Raw genomic sequence first — 19,619 nt, 5'->3', positions numbered from 1 at the left:
CAATCTTCCACATTAAGCTTGATTCGAATAACGTCCCTGCATAGGACCGATTAATCAGTCGATTAAACGGGAGCAGAACATGGCAGGACCACTAGCCGGTATCAATATTATCGAGTTTGCCGGCATCGGCCCCGGCCCTTTCTGCGGCATGATGCTTGCTGACCAGGGCGCCACGGTGACGGTTCTCCATCGGCCAGGCAAAGCCCCTGACCCGCGCCTCGCACTTTCACGCTCTCGCAATCTGGTCGAGATTGACCTGAAGTCGGCAGAAGGCATCGAGACGGCTCGAAACCTCGTCAAAAATGCTGATGGTCTAATCGAAGGCTTCCGTCCCGGTGTTATGGAGCGGCTCGGGCTCGGGCCCGACGTGTTGCTCGCGGACAATCCAAGCTTAGTCTATGGCCGGATGACGGGTTGGGGACAATATGGTCCACTCTCCGCCGCCGCAGGCCACGATATCAACTATATTTCAATTTCCGGCGCCTTGCATGCCTTCGGACGGGCCGGTGAAAAACCGACCCCGCCGATTAACATGGTGGGCGATTTTGGTGGCGGCGGAATGATGCTTGCGTTCGGTATGGTTTCAGCGCTTCTCAATGCGAAAACCGGTGGCACCGGACAGGTTGTTGACTGTGCGATGACCGACGGCTCTGCCGCATTGATGGCGATGATTTTCGACTTTCACAATGTCGGTCAATGGAGAGACGATCGGGGCGTCAACCTGCTGGATACCGGCGCGCATTTCTACGACAGCTACGAGACCTCCGACGGCAAATTCATATCGATCGGATCGATCGAACCACAATTTTACGCGCAGCTTCGGCAGGTTGCGGGCATCGCAGAAGATTCGGACTTCGACGCGCAGATGGACCCGAGACAATGGCCTGCGTTGAAGGAGAAGCTGACAGCGTTGTTCAAAACCAAGACCCGCTCCCAATGGTGCGAGCTGATGGAAGCAACGGATATCTGTTTTGCGCCCGTCCTGTCGCTGACAGAAGCAAAGGAGCACCCGCACAACATCGCAAGGCAGACCTTTGTCGATGTCGGCGGAATGATGCAGCCAGCACCGGCACCCCGTTATTCGGTTACGGTGTCTGATCCCCCTAAACGCCCTGCTTGAGCAGGACCGATAATCCTGTCTGCATAACGGGGACCGATTACCAACTGACTGCCATCCTGCAGGATTACAAAATGTTTACGCCCTTTACGGCGTATTTCCGCGATACAATCACGCCGGACAATGGCCGACCGGTGAACGCGGACAAACAGACTGTCGGGCAACAGGCTTTCCAGCGAGCGCATGGATTGGTGCAGCAAATAGCTGCGGCCCGGCAGATATAGCCGCATATAGTCCCGCTCCGCTTCAACCCATTCGATATGTGAAACCATCAGCTGCAGTGACCCGGTGCCATCCTGCACCCAGAGACGTTGCGCGACATCCGGTTCATGCTCCTCATGGCCGCGCGCAAGATTGGTGATGGCCCGTTCGACGGCCTCTCGCAACAAGGCCTCCTTGACCGGCTTCAGGAGATAGTCGGTGGCTTCCAGCCGAAACGCCTGCACCGCATATTTGTTGTGCGCGGTCGTAAAAATGATTTGAGGTATCCGCGCCATGCTCCCGCAAAGTTCCGCTACCTTGAGACCGGACAAATCGGGCATATCTACATCAAGCAACAGAACATCTGGTTCTAGCTGTTTGATTTTCTCCAGGGCCTGACGGCCTCCATTGGCCGATTCGATGGTTCTAAAAAGCTGCGTTCGTTCACAAAGCGCCTTGAGGCGGGAACGGGCGAGCGGTTCATCGTCGACAATCAACACCGATGGCGGACTCGCAACCATTCTCAAATATCCTGAAAAATCAGCGATGGGTCTGGCAGGACTATGGTTGCGATAGCCATGCCATCCTTGTTGTTGGCCAGAAGCAAAGAAGCATTCTGACCGTATAATGCTCTTAGCCGGTCGTGGATATTTGCAAGACCTGTCCCCGTCCCTGTGGCGCGGTCATCGGCTAGACCAGCAACCCTTTTTACCCTGCCATCATTAGCGACGCTTATAGACAGACGCTCTCCTTCTTTCTGGGCCGAAATGATAATATTGACGGGCTGATCCGTCGCCGAAACACCATATTTGACCGCATTTTCAATCAGTGGCTGAATAATCAATGCGGGTATCATCCAACCATTTGCGGTTGCATCAATGTTGACAAAATAATGCAGTCGGTCGGGGAAACGCATCCGTTCTATCTCTAGATAACGAACCTGTTGAGTAATTTCCTGTTCTACCGCAACCATGTCCTCAGCGCCATCAGTCAGCACCGCGCGCATATAATCTGCCAGATCATCCACCAGTTTTTCAGCCTTCTTGTTTTTCCGGTCAATTATCAGGCTGCTCACCGAATTGAGTGCATTAAAGACAAAATGGGGGTTCAATTGGTATCGCAGCGCCCGTAATTCACTTTCCCGGTTCACTCTCTCGAGATGCCGGCTATGCACCATCATGCGCTGCAGTTCCTGACTATGGGCCAAAGCCAGATATAGAGCACCCCAACTGGCCAGAATGAAATAGCGGGTAAACGCCTCGTCCAGAATGTAAGTCCAGTCGAACATTGCGAATTCGATCGGATTGAGCAGATAGGAAAAGTCGAATAATGCAGCCTCATGATCAAAGATTATTTGATCAAGTATAGCCATATAATTGGCCAGAATCATCGTCGGCAGGAGCAGCACCAATATCGCAGCCCTCATCCCGCTGCGACGCACCGCAACAAGTAAGCGGTAGAGCATCCAGGTCAAGCTTATGCAGACGCTGGTCATCAATATCCGCTGGACAAATAACGCTTCAGCGTTGTTCTGCGCCATGTACAAACTGCGGCAGGACACAAAGACAAAATAGGCGCCCCATACGCCGAACATCGACTGGATCGCTATATTTTGATTAACCGGAAACAGCCGGTCGAACAGTGACCGCGTTCGAGCCCGGGCATATATTGCCGAACCAGGGGCTGGCTCAGAATTCACGAAACCGGATTGCCTCCGCTTGTATCAATTCCTCTCCGGGTCCGCCAATAGGTCGCGAAACTCGCCAGCCAGTGGCTGCCGGAATAATGCGGGGTCCGAACAGAATTCTCTCCGGAATTGCCGTGCAAGCTGGCTGATGCGAGAAGCGATGCGCGCCGTTGATCGTCGACTGGAAGCGCGGAAGCCATGCCTTCAAGCGCCCAAGCACGCGAAAGGTTTAGCCCGTCAAGATGCACCAATTTGCCGTCGGTCGGATCGTTGACGATGCCGACTTTCAGCCAGCCGTCACTGCCATCGGTCGGGATTGCCGGTAGAAAATCCGAGAGCCAACTTGCAAATTCATCGCCATCCATCACCCGTCGCATGAGGTCGGCAACCATCAGGCAGGAAGAAAGAAAATCCTCTCCCGACGGTTCATAGGCCATCGGGCAATTCTGGTCGTTGCTATGAAAACCCAATGCTTTGTTTCGCACGAGACTGGCCATTTCATCATCGCCGCTACGATCGGCCCAATCGAGGAATAGTCCCAATGCAAAAGCGGACTGGTTGTGAGTTCCGAGCCGGATGGGATAGGCCAGTTTTGGCAACCACCCCTTGATATTACCCACAATCACGGATTCGAGCGGCTCCAGTCGGGTCAACCAGACCTTGGCCTGCTCGGCCTTGCCGCCTTCTCCATCGGCAATTTCACGCAATTCGGTAGTAAGTTGCAAAAACCATGCGATCCCGTAGGGCCGTTCGAACGCCTTCCGATCATCACCATTAAAATAGGCAATTTCTCCAGCAATTTTTTCTGTGGTGAAATTGGCAGCGAGCGCTGCGGCAATCTCTTCATCCATCTCGGGGACCAGATCTTGCCCCCAAAGACGCGTCAGCAACCAATGACCGTGAACGGCACTATGCCAATCATAGCAGCCATAGAAGACGGGTGTCAGCTTTTCGGGCTCAGCGACATCGGCTGCGCTGTTCAAAACATGGCTGATCTTGTTCGGATATTGCTTGTTGATGCAGTTCAGAGCGATCCTTGCATAAGCTTGCTCTGCCCTTCGCGGCGCCAAACCAATATCTGCAGGATCCGGGGCGGTATTGCGGCGCTCATATACCCCACGATCTTGAGATGACTTTCCATCTTCCTCATCCGCGGCGGAGCACCCCCCCAATATCGCGATCATCAGCGCGATCAGTCCTGTACGATAGATCATCCAACCCCCTACAAAGATCAAATTCATTATAGAGATGAATTGACCCTTTGGCAAAAGCCTATAGGGAAAAACATCTCTTCCGCCATTGGCAAATGCAGCCCGGCGATTGACAGTGGAACAGACACTATCGCGACGCAACCCGCCATCTTCTTAACCGGCAGTCCCCTGCGCCACATCGCCACAATGTCACTGACAGCCAGCATCGGGCTGTTGACGATGTTCATTGTCGATTTTGCCGATCTATTTTATATCGCACAACTGTCTGACAGCGCGCTGACGGCGGCAATGGGCTTTGCCGGCACGATCATGTTTTTCGGTACGGCGGTCCATATCGGCTTGATGATCGCGGCCAGTGCGCTTGCCGCTCGCCATATTGGTCAGGGAGAACCGGAACGAGCGCGGGGATATCTAACCAATATCATGCTGCTCAGCACGATGTTGATGGTGCCCCTGGCCATCCTGCTTTTCATTTTTGCGCCAGACATTCTGGAGCTGGCCGGGGCTGACGGAGCGGCCAATCAGGCTGCGACCGGTTATATCCGGATTGTTGCGCCATTCATGCCGTTCAGTGTCGCAGCGATGGTCTGCTCCGGTTTTCTGCGCGCCCATGGAGCGGCACGGCGGGCCATGAACGTCACGCTCAGCATGGGCATCACCAATGCCATTCTGGACCCGATATTCATCTTCGGATTCGGATGGGGTATTGACGGCGCAGCGGTCGCCAGCTCGAGTGCCGCCGTCGTATCCATGATATTTGCAATCTGGCCAGTCGTCAAAAATTACGGCGGGTTTGATCGATTGTCCCTGACCAGTTTTCGCAGCGATTTACGTGCGATACGGGCAATTTTGATTCCAGCGATTCTGACCAATATTGCCTCGCCGGTTGGCGGATTCATTTCCCTCCGCTTCATCGCTGATTATTCTGACGACGTGATCGCCGGCTTTGCTGTTGTTAGCCGTGTCATACCGGTTGCCTTTTGCCTGATGTTTTCACTTTCCGGCGCAGTCGGCCCAATCATCGGACAGAATTTCGGTGCACAGCAATTTGACCGAATCCGTACTACGATCAAGCAGGCCACCATATTCGCCTTGGCTTGCACGCTGATCATCTGGCCCGTTCTTTATTTCCTCAGCGGCCCAATCAGCGATGCCTTCCATCTCGAGGGCGAAGGCCGTCACATATTCTGGCTTTTTTCCGCCATTTTGGCACCCTTATTCTTCTTCAATGGCATGTTGTTCATCGGTAACGCAGCCTGTAATAATATGGGACACCCTGCCTGGTCCACGCTTATGAACTGGCTGCGCAATACGCTTGGCATCATTCCCTTTCTCTGGCTCGGACGCGAATATTACGGGCTGGATGGAATTGTTTTGGCTCCGGCCGCCGGTGGCATTATTTTTGGGATAGCGGGATATATGGTCGCGCAATATCTAGTGACTTTGCAGGAACGGCGAACCGCATTAACCAATTAATCTGTCCGCAAACCGCGTCCCGCGATGGAACAACGTCAATTTGCTCCGCGCCGAAAGCGTGAAAATCAGGTATATCCCGCGCGATCCGCCCGGTTGGGCCTAATCAGGTATTTTGATCCGTGCGTGTTCCTCCTCCCTATGTCCCGCCCCTAAGCGGTCATATTCCCGATTACGGGCAGGGTAAGCGGCCGCCAGAACCATTGACCAGGATTAACGAGAAGCAGGCCAGCGCGGAAACAGTCGAGCTGGGACAGGATACAGCGTCGCCGTCAAAGTCCATGCCACACCGGTTCTTCGCGAACTTGACGGTCCGCGAAAGAATATTGACCGCATTTTTCCTCGTCAGTCTGATTTTAATTCCGACAATCATGCCGCAATCAAGTGTCGATGCGCAGCAGTTCAATCCAAGCGCCACCAAATTGCAATCGGTAGAAAGGGCAGAAGAAAATTTTGCCGGATCGGCTTTTTATTTCATCGACCCCGATTATGCGATCCCGCAAAATTATGGCGGGATTGGCATTGATCCCCTCGCAGCGCCTGGATCTGGGTCGATCAATGGCTTGCCCGACATGCTCCAGAATGACCGTGATCAGGCGTCGACGGCACATCTTATTCGGCCAGTCGCGTTTCGCGGCTCCACAATTGACGATAGCCGGGCGCTATATTGTCTGACTCAAGCAATCTATTATGAAGCCGGGATGGAACCGGATGCCGGTCAACGCGGTGTTGCACAAGTCATATTGAATCGTGTCCGTCACCCCAGCTATCCGGGCACGGTGTGCGGCGTAGTCTATCAGGGTAGCGAGCGGAAGACAGGCTGCCAGTTCACCTATACTTGCGACGGTTCTCTACGCCGCAAACCAGCACGCTTCCATTGGGACCGCGCCAAGAAAGTCGCTGCCGAAGCGCTCGCGGGAGCAAGCTATACCACGGTCGGCACTGCGACACATTATCATGCGACCTATGTCTATCCCTATTGGGCACCAAGCCTGCGATTCGTCGGAACGGTCGGCGCGCACCGCTTCTACAGCTGGAAGGGCAATGCCGGCACAGCCAGTGCGTTCAGCCAGAGATATCGCGGCGGCGAGCCTTTGCCGGCGCCAAAAGCACGCAACAATGATAGTATCGGCGACAATGATGCAGGCTCCTCCCTTGACCCGATAGCGCTCGAAAAAGCCTATGAGGCTGGTCGCCGCAAGGCCGAAGCAGAAGCCGCCCTTTCAGAGAAGATAACAGCGCTGGCCGCGGACAATGCACGCCGCTATGATCGGCCTGCCCCTGCACTGGATGTAAATATTCCGCGATCCTATCAGGCGCCCAATTACAGCACCGAAGCAAAGGCCAAAGGTGGCGACAGTGCCTTTGCCGGTCAGAAATTACCTGATGTCAGTCAGATCAAGCCCGAATTCCGCACTAGCGGGAGCTGGAAGAAAAAGCCCGGAAGCTAGATCCAAAAGGCTATTTGCCAGTAGTTTCTCTGGCAACCACAAATGGGTTTCCCTTGCCTTCGCTCTTGACTCCCGCCTAAAGGCTCTCGATTTTATAGGAAACGGAACGGAGCGCTCTAATGGCGACGAATTGGACGGCAAATAGTTGGAGGGATTTTAAAGGGCTGCATATGCCCGAATATCCTGACGCCGCCAAACTTGCGGAAACAGAAGAATTGCTTGGCAGCTACCCGCCGCTGGTATTTGCCGGCGAGGCACGCAGTCTGAAACAGGATCTGGCAGAAGTTGCTGCAGGCAAAGCATTTCTCCTACAGGGCGGCGATTGTGCCGAAAGCTTTGCCGAATTTCACCCGAACAATATTCGCGACACATTTCGCGTCATTCTCCAGATGGCGGTGGTGCTGACCTATGCATCGAAACTTCCGATCATCAAAGTCGGCCGCATGGCGGGTCAGTTCGCAAAACCGCGCTCCTCTGATGTCGAAGTGCAAGATGGTGTCGAGCTGCCCAGCTATCGCGGAGATATCATCAACGGGATAGAATTCGACAGCAGCCGCCGTGACCCGGATCCAGAGCGTATGGTCCGCGCCTATAACCAGGCAGCCGCGACACTCAACCTGCTCCGTGCATTCTCGACCGGCGGCTACGCCAACCTCAAGCAGGTTCACGGCTGGACCCATGATTTCATGGCACGCAGCCCGTGGGCAAAAAAGTTCGAAGAAATGGCCGACCGGATCGGCGAAGCTTTGGCGTTCATGGAGGCTTGCGGAATAAACCCCGACACCGTGCCGCAATTGAAAACGACCTCATTCTACACCAGTCACGAAGCGCTGCTGCTACCTTATGAGCAATGCCTGACGCGACAGGATAGCTTGACTGGCGACTGGTATGATACCAGCGCGCATTTCCTCTGGATTGGCGACCGGACCCGGTTTGAAGGTTCGGCTCATGTCGAATTTTTACGTGGCATTGGCAATCCGATCGGATTGAAATGCGGTCCGTCGCTGACGCCCGATGCACTTTTGAAAATGCTCGACACACTCAATCCTGCGCGCGAACCGGGCCGGATCACGCTGATTTCACGCTTTGGGCATGACAAGGTCGAAAGCGGCCTGCCTCCTCTCGTCCGTGCGGTAAAACAGTCGGGCCATCCGGTCATCTGGTCCTGCGATCCGATGCACGGCAATGTTATCAAGGCAGAGAGCGGCTACAAGACACGGCCATTTGACCGCATCCTCGCAGAAGTTCGCGGCTTTTTCGCCGTCCACCGGGCGGAAGGGACCTTCGCGGGCGGTATTCACTGCGAAATGACGGGACAGAATGTCACCGAATGTACGGGTGGCGGCGTGGCAATCACCGATGCATCGCTTGGCGACCGCTATCACACGCACTGCGACCCGCGTCTCAACGCCGCCCAGTCTCTGGAACTCGCTTTCCTGTTGGCAGAAATGCTCAATCAGGAACTGTCTGACCGTACCCCGATAGCGGCCTGAACATGGTAGAGAAAACACGGCCGGAACGTATGCGTCCCGAAGATTATGCGACGGAAGAGTCGCCGATGAGAAGACGAGTCACCTATGTCCGCAAGGAAATCGTCAGCAAAGGCGTCGGCTTTGGTAGCGCTTTAGCCATTGCTATCAGTTTTACCGCGCATAAATCGATCTTCTGGGCGATTATTCATGGCTTTTTCTCCTGGGCCTATGTGATTTACTACGCATTGACCCGATAGACCTGTCCGCTCATCGCCAATTTTCGTGACTTTGGCGGCCCGGCATACTATCAAACAGCCAAGCAAAATTCAGCTGGAGGACGTGTTGATCCGATCACTCTCATGGATAAGCGCGGGCGCAATGATGGTTTCGGGTTGTGCCGGACCGATTGAAACCCGTGTCCAGACACATCAGGTGATAGCCACCAGTGCACAAAAGCAGTTTATCGTGACCGCAAAAGATACGGTCGAGAATGAAGACCTGGCGCTTGCCCGCGATCTGGTGGCGAAATCGTTGGGCGAGAGAGGCTATCAGTCCTCTCCGGACGCTTCGATACTGGTCAACGTCGCGCTTGCTGACCGGCCAGCCGATATTGCGATCGACGCAGGTGACAAAGATACCGTTCAATCGATAGCTTCCGCAAAAGATCAAAAACGGTTCCAGTCCTGCAAAGACCAGGAACACCGGTTAACAATCGTCCTTTTTGATCAGACGCGCGGAACAAAATTATACACGGGCAATGCCGCAGAATATCATTGCAACGGCACGATCAAACAGTCGCTGCCTTTTCTGGTCAAATCCGCTCTTTCCGGTCTGGATAGCAATCCGACCGATACCGCGCGCAGTGCAATCCGCACACGCCAGGGCATTGAATGAATCATTCGGCCTGTTCTTCTAAATAGGGGGCCAAGGGCAAGAGCACGGTAAAGCAAGCCCCTCCATCGCGACGGTTCTCTCCGCGTATATATCCGCCATGCCGCTCCATCACTTTGGCGACGAAATTCAACCCCAGTCCGGCACCCTTTATTGATGAATGGGCCAAACTGTCATCGCTGGCGAAACGCTCGAACAAATGGCCCAGCATTTCTTTTGAAATACCTTCGCCCTGATCGGCGATCGCGACCGATACAAATGGTTGCCGGTCCAGTTCGGTCACCCGGATCATTATGGTTACGGTGCCACCGTCCGGACTATATTTAATCGCGTTGTCGATCAGATTGACGAACGAACGATAGAGGCTCGAGGGTTCACCGCTGACAAAGGCGCCATCCGACTGGTCATCGACTTCGCACCGAATATCGCGCGCCTTGCCAAGGGGCCAAAGGCTGTCATTGGCCTCTGCGACCAGTTCTGCGAGCAATATATCCTCTCCGGCAAATTCGCTGGCATCGATCCGTGCCAGGCCGACAAAATTGTCTGCCAGCGCCAAGGTGCGGCGCGCATGCCCTTCTATCCGGCCGGAGGTTTCATCGCCTTCCTTACCATCAAGAAGAGCCAGAATTGCCGCCTGCGGTGCACGCATATCGTGGGAAAGCAGTTGCAGGACTTCTTCGCGTTGTTGCGCGGCATGGGCAACTTCGGTGATATCCGCAAGATAGTGGATATGCCCTCTCAACGTCCCGTCATCCGACAATACCGGTGCGCGGCGCATGGCGAAAATCTGGCCATCGAGGGATGTGAAATCGACATAATCCTGTTTGCTCGGCCGGCTCTTCAGATCAAGATATTCTTTTACCTCCTGACGATCATCGGGGGATACAAAGCGGTTGAGCATGTCGTCCAGCGCAAGATCCTGAGCACCGTCTTCCATTCCGGCTTGCGCCAACCGGTTGACGAATTTCACCTTACCGTCGAGATCAGTAATGAACATCGGGTCAGGGAGGTTGCTGAGGGCATCGTTGATGAACCTCCGCAGATCACGAACGTGCGAAATCGCATGGGTCAATTGTTCCGCCTGGCCAGTGATAACATCGACAGGACCCAGTTCCGACCGCATGATTGGAATATTGATTTTTGACCGGTGAAAATTCTGTAACTCGCTGTCCATGAAGTCGCTTGTTGCCTGCAATCGCCGCCAGCCCCAAATGGGGTAGACGAGGATCACGCCGACCAGAGCCGTTCCGGGCGCGAACCAGAGCGCGAATTGCATCAAGATGGCGCTGGCCACCAATATCGCCAATATAAGCCCGAAAGAGATCATGATGGTGGTCCGGGGCCGCCATCGCCAGAAACCGATCAACAGGATCCAGACCGGCAGCAGCGATGATAGCAGTTGCAGCGCGAAAGGGATCGGTATGACAAAATCGTCGCGGCTCAATGCCCCGTATAGATTTGCCATAATTTCCACTCCGGCGAGGGTTCCGCCATCGCCGAGCGGAACCGGATATTGATCTCCCAGACCATTCGCGGTCGCGCCGATCAAAATGACCTTGCCCTTCAGAAAGGCACCAGGGACCTCCCCGTTGACCAATGCAGCATAGGAGACTGATTGATAACCCCCGCGCCGAGCAAACGGCATTAACAATTTTTTGTCGCAATCTTTCAGTCGATCATATGCGGGCGACGGCTGCCCGTGGACTGACCGGTAGATTCCCTCGATCAGATGCGGCCATTCGTTTCCCGACGCCTTGTCGCCAAAGCACAAAGCGGCACGGCGGACGACTCCGTCGGTATCGAACACCAGATTCACTTGCCCCAATCCGGTGGCGGCAGCGCTAAAGGGCTCAATCGGCTGTTTAACATCATATTCCGCACCATTGCTGCCGGGGAAAACAAAATGCAGCGGGAGGAACAAATTAGAGTTGCCTGCCATCGATAGGGCCAACTGCGCATCGTCATCCGGATCACCGGCTTCGCTGAGCAGAATATCAAAACCGATCGCTGCCGGGTTGGCGTTGGCCAGTTGATCGAACAGCTCGGCATGCCGTGTCCGGGGCCACGGCCATTTTCCAAAGGCAGCAAGACTGTCTTCATCAATTTCGACAATCAGGATGTCGGATTGCGCCACCGGTCTGTCAATCGCGGATAGCTGGTCGTGGACCAAATTATCAAAGCGCGAGAGACTGTCCCAATAGGTCAGTGCCACCACCACACAGGATGCAAGCAACGCCACGGCAAGCCATTCCATACCCAGTCGCTGGCGCAGCCTCATCGGTGGTCATGCCTCCGCGTAAAATCGATCAAGGTTCGAACCTAGGCAGTTAATTGGCCACGGTCAGTTTTTCAAAATCGGTCCATTTTTCGATCGCTTTCGGATCTTCCGGATCGCTGGAAAACTGAGTCACGCCCACACGCCAGTAATATTCCCCGTCGGGAAGCTCGGACAGGGTAACGGTGTCGGTCGAGAGTCCTGCTTCGTCGAGAATGGGAATAGCCGTTTTGCTGTCCTTCAGGATCTGCAGTCGGTAGAATCTTTGTCCCTCTCCTGCGCCGAACCATTTGAACCGATAGCCGAAATCGCCAGCGTCTGCGCTACCGCCCAGCGTACTGAGCTGACGCTTGAAACTATATGTTGCTGGCATGCCTTCAAATCCGTCGGCTGCCAGTGCGGACAGCTTGGCGTAATAACGCCCGTTGGGGATCGTCGCCAGGTCGATCACCGCCCCCTTTTCCTGTTCTTCGGCTACAAGGTCTACAAAGCCAGCATCTGACGCGATAATCATGCGATGACCGACAGCAGTATCGCGCGGTACAATGGCAAACCGCAAACCTTCCTCGGACTGTACTTTGGCAGGGTCCAATAGCTCCGGTGGAGACAGCAATTCTGCCTTGGCAAGCGCACCGGTCACCGTCGCAGCCGCGCCCGTGCCGGCAGGTATCGATACCATAGCACCACGACTCAGGCTTTGCCCCGCCGCCACGACCACTTCGCCCTCAACTGTTTCGGAAAAGACGGTGCCCGACATTTCATCGACCCGGGTGCGATAGTCCGTACCGCGAACAGCGGAGACCGCGACCGGAGTGCGGACGCGGAAGCGGTCAGCTTTCTTTTGCAGCGGCGTAACTTTCGAACGGATGCGGCCTTTATCGACAGCAATTTCATAATCCATGCTGTCGGTCAGCAATATGTGCCTCAGGCGGGTTATCCTGACCTGACTGTTCGATGGCAGGGAAACTCGTGATCCGTCTTCCAGCTGCAGCGTCAGAAAACTGCGCGCTGCCGTCTTGATCTGGCTACCTTCAGCAACGCTCAGTCCTTGAACGGGCGTCAGTTCCCGACCACCGGTCGCAATCGAAATACTCCCCCGGAACGCGCTCAGGCTGGCCTTGCTCGGTCGATATTTCAACAGATAGACAGGAATCTGCAGGGATTTGCCGACCGGAATCTGCCGCGGATTGCCGATACGATTAATCCGCTGAACCGCAGAATAGTCGGACTGTTTGCGCAAATATTTGTTCGCGAGACCAAATAACGTGTCACCGCGCTTGAAGACATACGCGATTTGTTCCGTCTCGGGGCTTTGTTGAGCGGCGGCTTCGTTGGGCACAAGAGCCACCGCCAAAATTAAAATGCCGGCCCCGAGGTAAGTACCCGATGATCGAAACAGTTCTCGGAAGTCTTCAAACACTATTAGCCTCCGTTGCCAAGCGTCTCCAATCTATAGCCATAACCGAAAACCGTGAAAATCCTAAACCCGTTTTCCGGTTTCAGCGCAAGCTTGGCCCGAATCCGAGAAACATGCATGTCGAGGGTCCGGGTTGCTAGATGGGCATTGGTCCGCCAAACGGTTTCCATAATATATCGCCGTGACAGGGTCCGGTCGCGATTGCGGAACATCAGATCGGCAAGCTCGAATTCTTTTGCGGTCAGTGCAATGTCTTTTCCGTCATGCCTAACCGTCTGTTCAATGCGGTTGAGCAGATAATCGCCATATTCAGCCGTCGGCTCCATTGCCGATGCGCCACTATTCCTGCGCAACAAGGCATTGATACGGGCAGCTATGACATTTTTATCTTCAGGCTTTGTTATATAGTCATCTGCCCCGGCGTTAAGGGCATCGCTGACATCCTGCTTGGCAGTCCTGCTGGTCATCATGATGACGGGCGGGCGATCATCAACCGCGCCATCCATCCATTCCAAAATCTGCATGCCTGTCTTGCCTGGCATGTTCCAATCGAGAATGACCAGGTCAAACGTGTCCCGCAACAAGGCGTTGATAAGGGAGGTTCCGTCGCCATAGCCTGAATGGACGTGTCCCAGTCCTTCCACTATTTTGGCCAAAAATTCAATAATCTCCGGATCGTCATCGGCTATCGCTATACGCATTTCTACTCTCCAAGCGGTCTTCGGGCGCCGATGCCGCGAACACTGCGTTTTCAGGTGAATCTATAATTTGCGTTTTACTATCAAAAGCAGAAGTTTTACCAGAATTACGAATATAGATTTACAACCATTTACATCTAAGAACATAAACTTCTTAAGAGGGTTAGCTAAATAGATAGGGGCAAGACTCAGAAGTCCAAGAGGAAAAGCGTTGCAATGAAAATATCCGCAGATTTTCCCGGGGCGGTCTGACCGCAAAGAAACGAAGAGAAATATTTTGTCTAAAAATGCCGCTTGAACACTTACGAACATGACGACCTTGAGCAGGTGCTGACGCTACGGCGTCATGCCGCCGCGCTCTATAAGCTCGTGGCCAATTTGATCCAGATCAGGAGGATGAATTCATCCTCCTGATGACCTTGTCGGTTCCGGTGAACTGGCTCCTCGGCATGGTGGAGCGATCACCTCCCTACAGTCTGAACTTTTGTCCGAAGCGAAAGCGAAATCTTCCGGATTAACGACGCTCTCGGCGCAAAGGATCAATGATCAATCGAGAATCAGATCGCAATCGCTGCGACCTGAAATTCATCCGTATCAAAGCCGTCGTCACCAAATTGTACCGAAAGTGCGCGCGTCTGAATTTTTGGCCCGGTCGCGCCGCGAATGGAGGCAAAGCCGGATCCATCAAGCGTAACACGTTCATTCCCGATGTTCACCGTAACTCCCCGCAGACTATTGGGACTATAGCGAACTTCAAGATCGTAGCCGTTGGGTGCGTTGCAATATTCCCTCAGTTCGCCCAAACGAACAATATTGTCGTTAAAGGCAATTCCGGTGGGATTATAACCTACCGTGCACGACACGGGAACAGTGGCTCGTAAATTGAAAACCATTGAATCGCTTGCAATTGCTGCCGATGCCGATGCTACAGCTATCGTTGCTGCGAGCGCGCCAGTCAGTTTCTTGACCATTACTTTGCCTAACTTTCGTTTCTGATAAACGTGTTTTGGCAGAAGCAGTTGAAAGTAACGTCAATGGTTAGAGTTAACAGACTGTTCACTAATCGAAAGCTGTTGAAATGTTTTGAAATTAGGCAAGATTGCTTGAATCTCGAGGCTTATTTAAGAGAGAAGCGATCCATTTGCGCCTCAATCAGTTTTTACTCGCTGATTGCGACATCGGCCGACACCTTTTAAAGGTGGTGAACCAACGCCGCAGAATACTCCGGCTTTTGAATCTAAAGCAACGCCAAGCTATTACCGGGCAGTGACCGATACAGACAAAACATCACTGTAAACTCCGGCGCGTCGGTTGGATACATCACCGATGATAAATTGGAATGGCAAGATATCGAGACTATTTTGAGATCTGGCCGAACGCGAGGATCCAGAAGAGCTTGAAAGCGTTTCTACACCATTGAGGTTAAAGCTCTTGTTATCGATGACCACTGAGTAGGGAACAAACCACTGGCTTGAACCGAGACGGAGGCGACCGGAATTTGCAGAGGATACACTGATGTCATATTCAGCCGTGCTGCGGACGTGAAGTTGCAGCTGTGTCGGCGAAGCACCTTCCTTCAACTCACCCAGTTTCACAACCGCTTGGCCGTTGTTCATCCGATACGCACCAGCAAGGCCGATACGCACAGACGGTAAAACGGTGACGCCAAGCACGATATCAGTGCCCATGAGAGACCGGAAATTACTGTCCTGTGCTTCCAGCGTCACCCTTTGTGTGAATATCCCTGCATTACGCACATCCTCGGGATTAGCGACGAGCTTATACAGCATCGATCGCGACTCCTTCGGTTGAAGCACTACTTCCCGCTGAGAAGATATGCGCTGGGTCCTACCGGACCGCGGCGTCACATCTTGTGTATCGGTCAGGTTCAACAGTGCATATCCGACTGGTTTCCCGGTGCCCTTTGACAGTCCGAAGGGCGGTTCACTGAGGTCGAACAATGGCATGAAGCGACATTCTGCCCCGCCTTCGTTGACAAAAGTTACGCTGAACGTGCCTTCTGGCAATGCCTCTGCAAATGGATCATAGCCGGTTATTATCCAGCTCGCGGGAGCCGGATTGATACGAAGTTGACAATCCGTTCCCTGCACGGCTCCAGCTTGCGCCAAGGCAGGTGCGGCCAAGGACGCTGCAACGAAAGTCAAAATTGGGCGCAGCATGGGAGTCTCCTATTTTTTCATGCCCGGCTTGACGATGCCGAGATTGACAAGTCCGTCGGATTCAGCCGGTACAGTAAATTCAAAGCTCTTGTCGATCGTACCATTCGGGCCATATGTTTCAACCAAATAGCGGCGGCCGGGGAGCAGGTTAGCAATCGCGAAGCGCCCGACCGAATTGGTGAAGAAGGATAATGGTTGCGGACTATCACCTTCCTCAACATCGAGCAGGGTCGTTCTTCCACCGATCAGCGAGACCGGCTTGTCGTCGGTCAACATCAGCGTACCCATTGCGGTGACAAATGCATCGGTACCAATGCGCGCTGCATAGCCGCTCTTGTAAGGGGGATAGACGCGGAACACGCCTGAACCCACGTCATAGCCTGTAGGCGGATCTTCAACATCATATTGAACGGATTGAGTGGAATATGAACCAAGGAAATTGTTGACCGCCGCCCCCAGGGCGCCGCTGCGACTGATGTAATTATTCTCAGAGATAGACTGTCCGGCGACGACGCTGCGGTCACCGAGATTCTCATGCGCTGACAATAGCATGAAGCTATCGTTGATCCGTCGACCAATGCCGAACATCCCGTCAGCAAACGCCAAAGTAGTGCCAACCCGGACGGAGGTCGCATTTACAGCACCGAAATCGGAGATGCTGGGACCAAAGCTGGCATGGCTGATCGACGCATCAAAACGGTTTGCACTATATGCTGCATAGCCTTGCGCACGCGCATTATTGTTTTCTTCCGCGACAACCGCACCAAAACCGACGCTGTTCAGCTGGTTGAGGCCGCTTTGGTTATAAGACACTTCCTTGAGATCATTGCGGCTTTCATATCGTGCTTCGGCCCGGCGGCGGTAATCCGGCTGGAATACCAGACCGACATTGACGCTAAATCCATTAGCGCTCGATAATCCTGAGGAAAATTTCGAATAATCAACCCCGGCCCTGAAAGTCCATTCCCGGTTCATGCGATAATAGGCGGTCGTGCCAAGACGATAGCTATCTCCCCTTCCATCCCTACCCTTGAGGTAAGTGGCTGTGGAAGTCGTCAGGAATTTCGTTGAGAACTGACGCGTATATTGTCCTGACACAGAATAAGCGGTGGTATTAATTCCCTCCACATTGTTCAGAGTCGCAAACTGGGGTGATATATAATCCGCCCTAAGGGTGAAACTGTCCGACAACCCGTCGCGGTCAAAGAAATGCTCATAGCTAATGCCGCCGACAAATCCTTGCCCGGCTATCTTGGAATTGCTTCCTCCGGCATCCAACAATATGCGTCCGCCATTACCCAGTACGAACTGGGTCTGCCCCGTCAGCGTTTGCACCTCTTTGCTCGCCTGAAGTCCGATGCCGATTGCCGGAGCGTTTATAAAAGCCTTGCGGAAAAAACCGCTGAACGCGGCTTCACCACGATAATCGGGCGCGCGTCCAAAAGTCTCGCTTTGGATGCCGATATAGCCACCATATTCATAATCGCCGGGATCCAGATCAATTGGATCGAGATATTGCTGATAGGAGAGATTCTGGATCGCGCCGCTATTGTCGGTGACCTGAATGTCGATATCATTGCTGCCTGCAATCAGCGGCAGCGAACTGAAATCATAGCGCCCTGGCTGGAGGCGAATCTCTCTGTAAAGCGAACCGTTACGCAGAAAGCGGACGGTTGAATCGCGTTGGATGATCAGCTGGCGGTTTGATTGCAAAATTGCGGAACGGAAGGAGTTGAAACGACGTTTCTGGCGTACAACACCGACACCACCCATTGATACAAACGATTGTTGCCCACGAGTTTCCGGGTCCAGATCACCCAGAAACCAACGACGAAATTCTTCGGGCTGATCATAAACCAGCCGCGCATAGTTGCGCGAGAATTTATAGGAATCCTCGCCTAAGCCAAAACTCTGACCAAGCTGTGCATCGCCTTCGAACACCACTGGTCCCAGACGCACTGCTCCGTCAAAATTGATGGTCGGCGGGTCAATCTGGGAGCCCTCCCAAACATATGTTCCTGCCGCACTCAAGTTCAGAAAAGCCGAAAAACCGGCCGGCTCCAGAGAGGTATCATTGATATCGTCTCGCGGCGGGGCGAACAAATCTTCTGTTGCTCGTTGTTCCGGCGATACATCGACAACCACAACGGCCAGACTGCTCGGATCATAGGTAAGCTGCACACCCGTCAGCTCGAGATTTTCAGGGCCAAAGTAAGGCAATAGGCCTAGTTTTGACGTAAGATCACTATGCGCTTCTTCGTTCAGGATCGGAACCATCAGCGAAAGGAAGGTTTCTGATTCAATCTGGAACCGGTCGTCGGCGGTCAAAATGAGCGGCACATCGCCAAGACTGCGACTCTGGAATGTCAGCGGCGCCGTCATCTCGATATCGCGGTCGTAAGGATTGATATCGGGACGGCCATGGGGTCCGATAGGATATTGCGGCTGAACCGGTGTCGCCGGCTCTGGTGGCTTGGGATCCGAAGGGGTTCCGTTTGGAAGGGGGATCGTTACCGGCGCATTTTCGGGTGAAGACTGCTGTGTGCGGTCGCGTGTGTTGGGCAGCGGAATCGATACCTGTGCTAACAAACCAACAGACCACAATGGGACCGGCACCTGTGCGACGGCGCTGCCCGACCACAAAGCGATCGGCGCTACCGAGCAAAATAGATATCTGCCTTTCACTGTTTGAACGACAGTTTGATTGGGCCGGAGCCAAAGCCGGGGACCGCGACACGGAAAATGCGCTCACCCTGGGCAGGAACATAGCCTGTGCCAATGGCGCGATTAAGGTCTTCGGGGGATATATCGACCCGCAAGAAATTGCCTTCTGTATCGGTTCCCACCAGCTGCCAGGTAAAATTTGCCATCATTGCATGGCGACGGCCTTCATTGCGTAGCGTGATCGCAACGCCTTCCAGCATCGGGGGTTGCTCAGCGGCTCCGGGCAATGCGGGTGGCTGGAAAAAGGTTGGTTCTACGACTGTTGCCTTGACATCCGGTTTTGCGCCGGGAGGTGCGACAACGACCAATGCACGCATATTATAGAGGACCTGTACTTGAGCACCGATTGCATCGGATGCCCCAGGCTCCAGTTGCACAGGCAACTGCTCTACAGAAACGTAATAGGCTTGTGATGTGTCCGGTTCTGCAGCACCCAGCCATTGCAAACGAACCACCTGACGACCGCCTGCAGGCAATATGCCCTGTGGCGGAAATATAAGAAATTCTTCATCTGCTGGTGTTTCGGTGATTTGACCTTCTGCATCAATCTCCATCCGGAAAACACGGGTTTCGAATGCCAGATTGCCCGGGTTTACATTCTGAACCTCTATGCGGGCCGTGGCATTGCTACCGCGCGTTTCCATTTCGATGACCATCGGAGAGACGCGCATAGCGAGTGCTGGCGTAGCCAGAGCTGTGAGTGCGGCAAAAAAGACTAAAAGAGCACATGCGCGTCGCCTGAATATCTTTAAAAACGTCATATACCCCGCCCCTCGACTCTTAAGAACAAACATTACACTGAATATGGTAAAGAAAGGGGAA

Annotated in this window: 16 protein-coding genes; 6 read left to right on the top strand and 10 right to left on the bottom strand. The window is 53.7% G+C overall.

What is annotated here, in order from left to right; genetic code table 11:
- Positions 1–79: 79 nt before the first annotated feature.
- Entirely contained in the window at positions 80–1,120 is a 1,041-nt protein-coding gene (locus tag AAC060_RS04320) for a CaiB/BaiF CoA-transferase family protein (RefSeq protein ID WP_339823250.1), read from the top strand.
- Here the strand turns inward: AAC060_RS04320 and AAC060_RS04315 are convergent.
- The 3 genes from AAC060_RS04315 to AAC060_RS04305 form a co-directional block, all read right to left on the bottom strand.
- Positions 1,078–1,839, bottom strand: coding sequence for a LytTR family DNA-binding domain-containing protein (locus AAC060_RS04315; RefSeq protein WP_339823248.1), 762 nt, complete (start codon positions 1,837–1,839; stop codon positions 1,078–1,080). The genes AAC060_RS04320 and AAC060_RS04315 overlap by 43 nt on opposite strands.
- 2 nt (positions 1,840–1,841) lie before the next feature.
- Complete coding sequence (locus AAC060_RS04310) at positions 1,842–2,813, bottom strand: histidine kinase (protein WP_339823247.1); 972 nt, start codon at positions 2,811–2,813, stop codon at positions 1,842–1,844.
- A gap of 200 nt (positions 2,814–3,013) precedes the next feature.
- Entirely contained in the window at positions 3,014–4,219 is a 1,206-nt protein-coding gene (locus AAC060_RS04305) for a DUF2891 domain-containing protein (protein WP_339823245.1), read from the bottom strand.
- A gap of 183 nt (positions 4,220–4,402) precedes the next feature.
- On the opposite strand from AAC060_RS04305, the gene AAC060_RS04300 reads away from it, so the two are divergent.
- The 5 genes from AAC060_RS04300 to AAC060_RS04280 all read left to right on the top strand — a co-directional run bounded on the left by AAC060_RS04300 (position 4,403) and on the right by AAC060_RS04280 (position 9,506).
- Entirely contained in the window at positions 4,403–5,692 is a 1,290-nt protein-coding gene (locus AAC060_RS04300) for an MATE family efflux transporter (RefSeq protein ID WP_339823243.1), read from the top strand.
- Between the two features lie 119 nt (positions 5,693–5,811).
- A complete protein-coding gene (locus AAC060_RS04295) occupies positions 5,812–7,140 on the top strand; it encodes a cell wall hydrolase (RefSeq protein ID WP_339823240.1) in 1,329 nt (442 codons plus the stop codon).
- A gap of 119 nt (positions 7,141–7,259) precedes the next feature.
- Positions 7,260–8,633 carry a 3-deoxy-7-phosphoheptulonate synthase class II gene (locus tag AAC060_RS04290; protein ID WP_339823238.1) on the top strand — a complete coding sequence of 458 codons (1,374 nt, stop codon included), beginning with the start codon at positions 7,260–7,262 and terminating at the stop codon, positions 8,631–8,633.
- A gap of 2 nt (positions 8,634–8,635) precedes the next feature.
- On the top strand, positions 8,636–8,869 hold the full coding sequence (locus AAC060_RS04285; RefSeq protein WP_339823235.1) for a hypothetical protein: 234 nt from the start codon (positions 8,636–8,638) through the stop codon (positions 8,867–8,869).
- Positions 8,870–8,954: 85 nt separating this feature from the next.
- A complete protein-coding gene (locus AAC060_RS04280) occupies positions 8,955–9,506 on the top strand; it encodes a hypothetical protein (RefSeq protein WP_339823234.1) in 552 nt (183 codons plus the stop codon).
- 1 nt (position 9,507) lies between these two features.
- Here the strand turns inward: AAC060_RS04280 and AAC060_RS04275 are convergent, their stop codons facing one another.
- From AAC060_RS04275 to AAC060_RS04245, 7 genes are all read right to left on the bottom strand, one after another.
- Entirely contained in the window at positions 9,508–11,781 is a 2,274-nt protein-coding gene (locus tag AAC060_RS04275; RefSeq protein WP_339823233.1) for a CHASE2 domain-containing protein, read from the bottom strand.
- Between the two features lie 49 nt (positions 11,782–11,830).
- A complete protein-coding gene (locus AAC060_RS04270; RefSeq protein WP_339823232.1) occupies positions 11,831–13,198 on the bottom strand; it encodes a FecR domain-containing protein in 1,368 nt (455 codons plus the stop codon).
- Positions 13,199–13,200: 2 nt separating this feature from the next.
- Positions 13,201–13,896, bottom strand: a complete 696-nt coding sequence (locus tag AAC060_RS04265) for a response regulator transcription factor (protein ID WP_339823230.1) — start codon at positions 13,894–13,896, stop codon at positions 13,201–13,203.
- A gap of 554 nt (positions 13,897–14,450) precedes the next feature.
- The gene (locus tag AAC060_RS04260) at positions 14,451–14,864 is read right to left on the bottom strand and encodes a hypothetical protein (protein WP_339823228.1); all 414 of its coding nucleotides are present in this window, start codon (positions 14,862–14,864) and stop codon (positions 14,451–14,453) included.
- A 285-nt stretch (positions 14,865–15,149) separates the two neighbouring features.
- Positions 15,150–16,073 (bottom strand): hypothetical protein, encoded by a 924-nt coding sequence (locus AAC060_RS04255; protein ID WP_339823226.1) that lies wholly within the window; start codon positions 16,071–16,073, stop codon positions 15,150–15,152.
- A gap of 9 nt (positions 16,074–16,082) precedes the next feature.
- A complete protein-coding gene (locus AAC060_RS04250; protein WP_339823223.1) occupies positions 16,083–18,662 on the bottom strand; it encodes a hypothetical protein in 2,580 nt (859 codons plus the stop codon).
- A 92-nt stretch (positions 18,663–18,754) separates the two neighbouring features.
- On the bottom strand, positions 18,755–19,468 hold the full coding sequence (locus AAC060_RS04245; RefSeq protein ID WP_339823221.1) for a fimbria/pilus periplasmic chaperone: 714 nt from the start codon (positions 19,466–19,468) through the stop codon (positions 18,755–18,757).
- Between the last annotated feature and the right edge of the window lie 151 nt (positions 19,469–19,619).

This window comes from uncultured Parasphingorhabdus sp. (assembly GCF_963975555.1).
Classification (GTDB): Bacteria; Pseudomonadota; Alphaproteobacteria; order Sphingomonadales; family Sphingomonadaceae; genus Parasphingorhabdus.
Note: the sequence above shows the minus strand (reverse complement) of the source record. Positions and strands in the feature narration are given on the sequence as shown.

Excerpts from the sequence above, each read along its gene's own strand:
- AAC060_RS04315 (WP_339823248.1), bottom strand. The coding sequence starts at position 1,839 with ATGGTTGCGAGTCCGCCATCGGTGTTGATTGTCGACGATGAACCGCTC.
- AAC060_RS04310 (WP_339823247.1), bottom strand. The coding sequence starts at position 2,813 with ATGACCAGCGTCTGCATAAGCTTGACCTGGATGCTCTACCGCTTACTT.
- AAC060_RS04320 (WP_339823250.1), top strand. The coding sequence starts at position 80 with ATGGCAGGACCACTAGCCGGTATCAATATTATCGAGTTTGCCGGCATC.
- AAC060_RS04305 (WP_339823245.1), bottom strand. The coding sequence starts at position 4,219 with ATGATCTATCGTACAGGACTGATCGCGCTGATGATCGCGATATTGGGG.
- AAC060_RS04260 (WP_339823228.1), bottom strand. The coding sequence starts at position 14,864 with ATGGTCAAGAAACTGACTGGCGCGCTCGCAGCAACGATAGCTGTAGCA.
- AAC060_RS04285 (WP_339823235.1), top strand. The coding sequence starts at position 8,636 with ATGGTAGAGAAAACACGGCCGGAACGTATGCGTCCCGAAGATTATGCG.
- AAC060_RS04265 (WP_339823230.1), bottom strand. The coding sequence starts at position 13,896 with ATGCGTATAGCGATAGCCGATGACGATCCGGAGATTATTGAATTTTTG.
- AAC060_RS04290 (WP_339823238.1), top strand. The coding sequence starts at position 7,260 with ATGGCGACGAATTGGACGGCAAATAGTTGGAGGGATTTTAAAGGGCTG.
- AAC060_RS04255 (WP_339823226.1), bottom strand. The coding sequence starts at position 16,073 with ATGCTGCGCCCAATTTTGACTTTCGTTGCAGCGTCCTTGGCCGCACCT.
- AAC060_RS04300 (WP_339823243.1), top strand. The coding sequence starts at position 4,403 with ATGTCACTGACAGCCAGCATCGGGCTGTTGACGATGTTCATTGTCGAT.
- AAC060_RS04245 (WP_339823221.1), bottom strand. The coding sequence starts at position 19,468 with ATGCGCGTCTCTCCGATGGTCATCGAAATGGAAACGCGCGGTAGCAAT.
- AAC060_RS04275 (WP_339823233.1), bottom strand. The coding sequence starts at position 11,781 with ATGAGGCTGCGCCAGCGACTGGGTATGGAATGGCTTGCCGTGGCGTTG.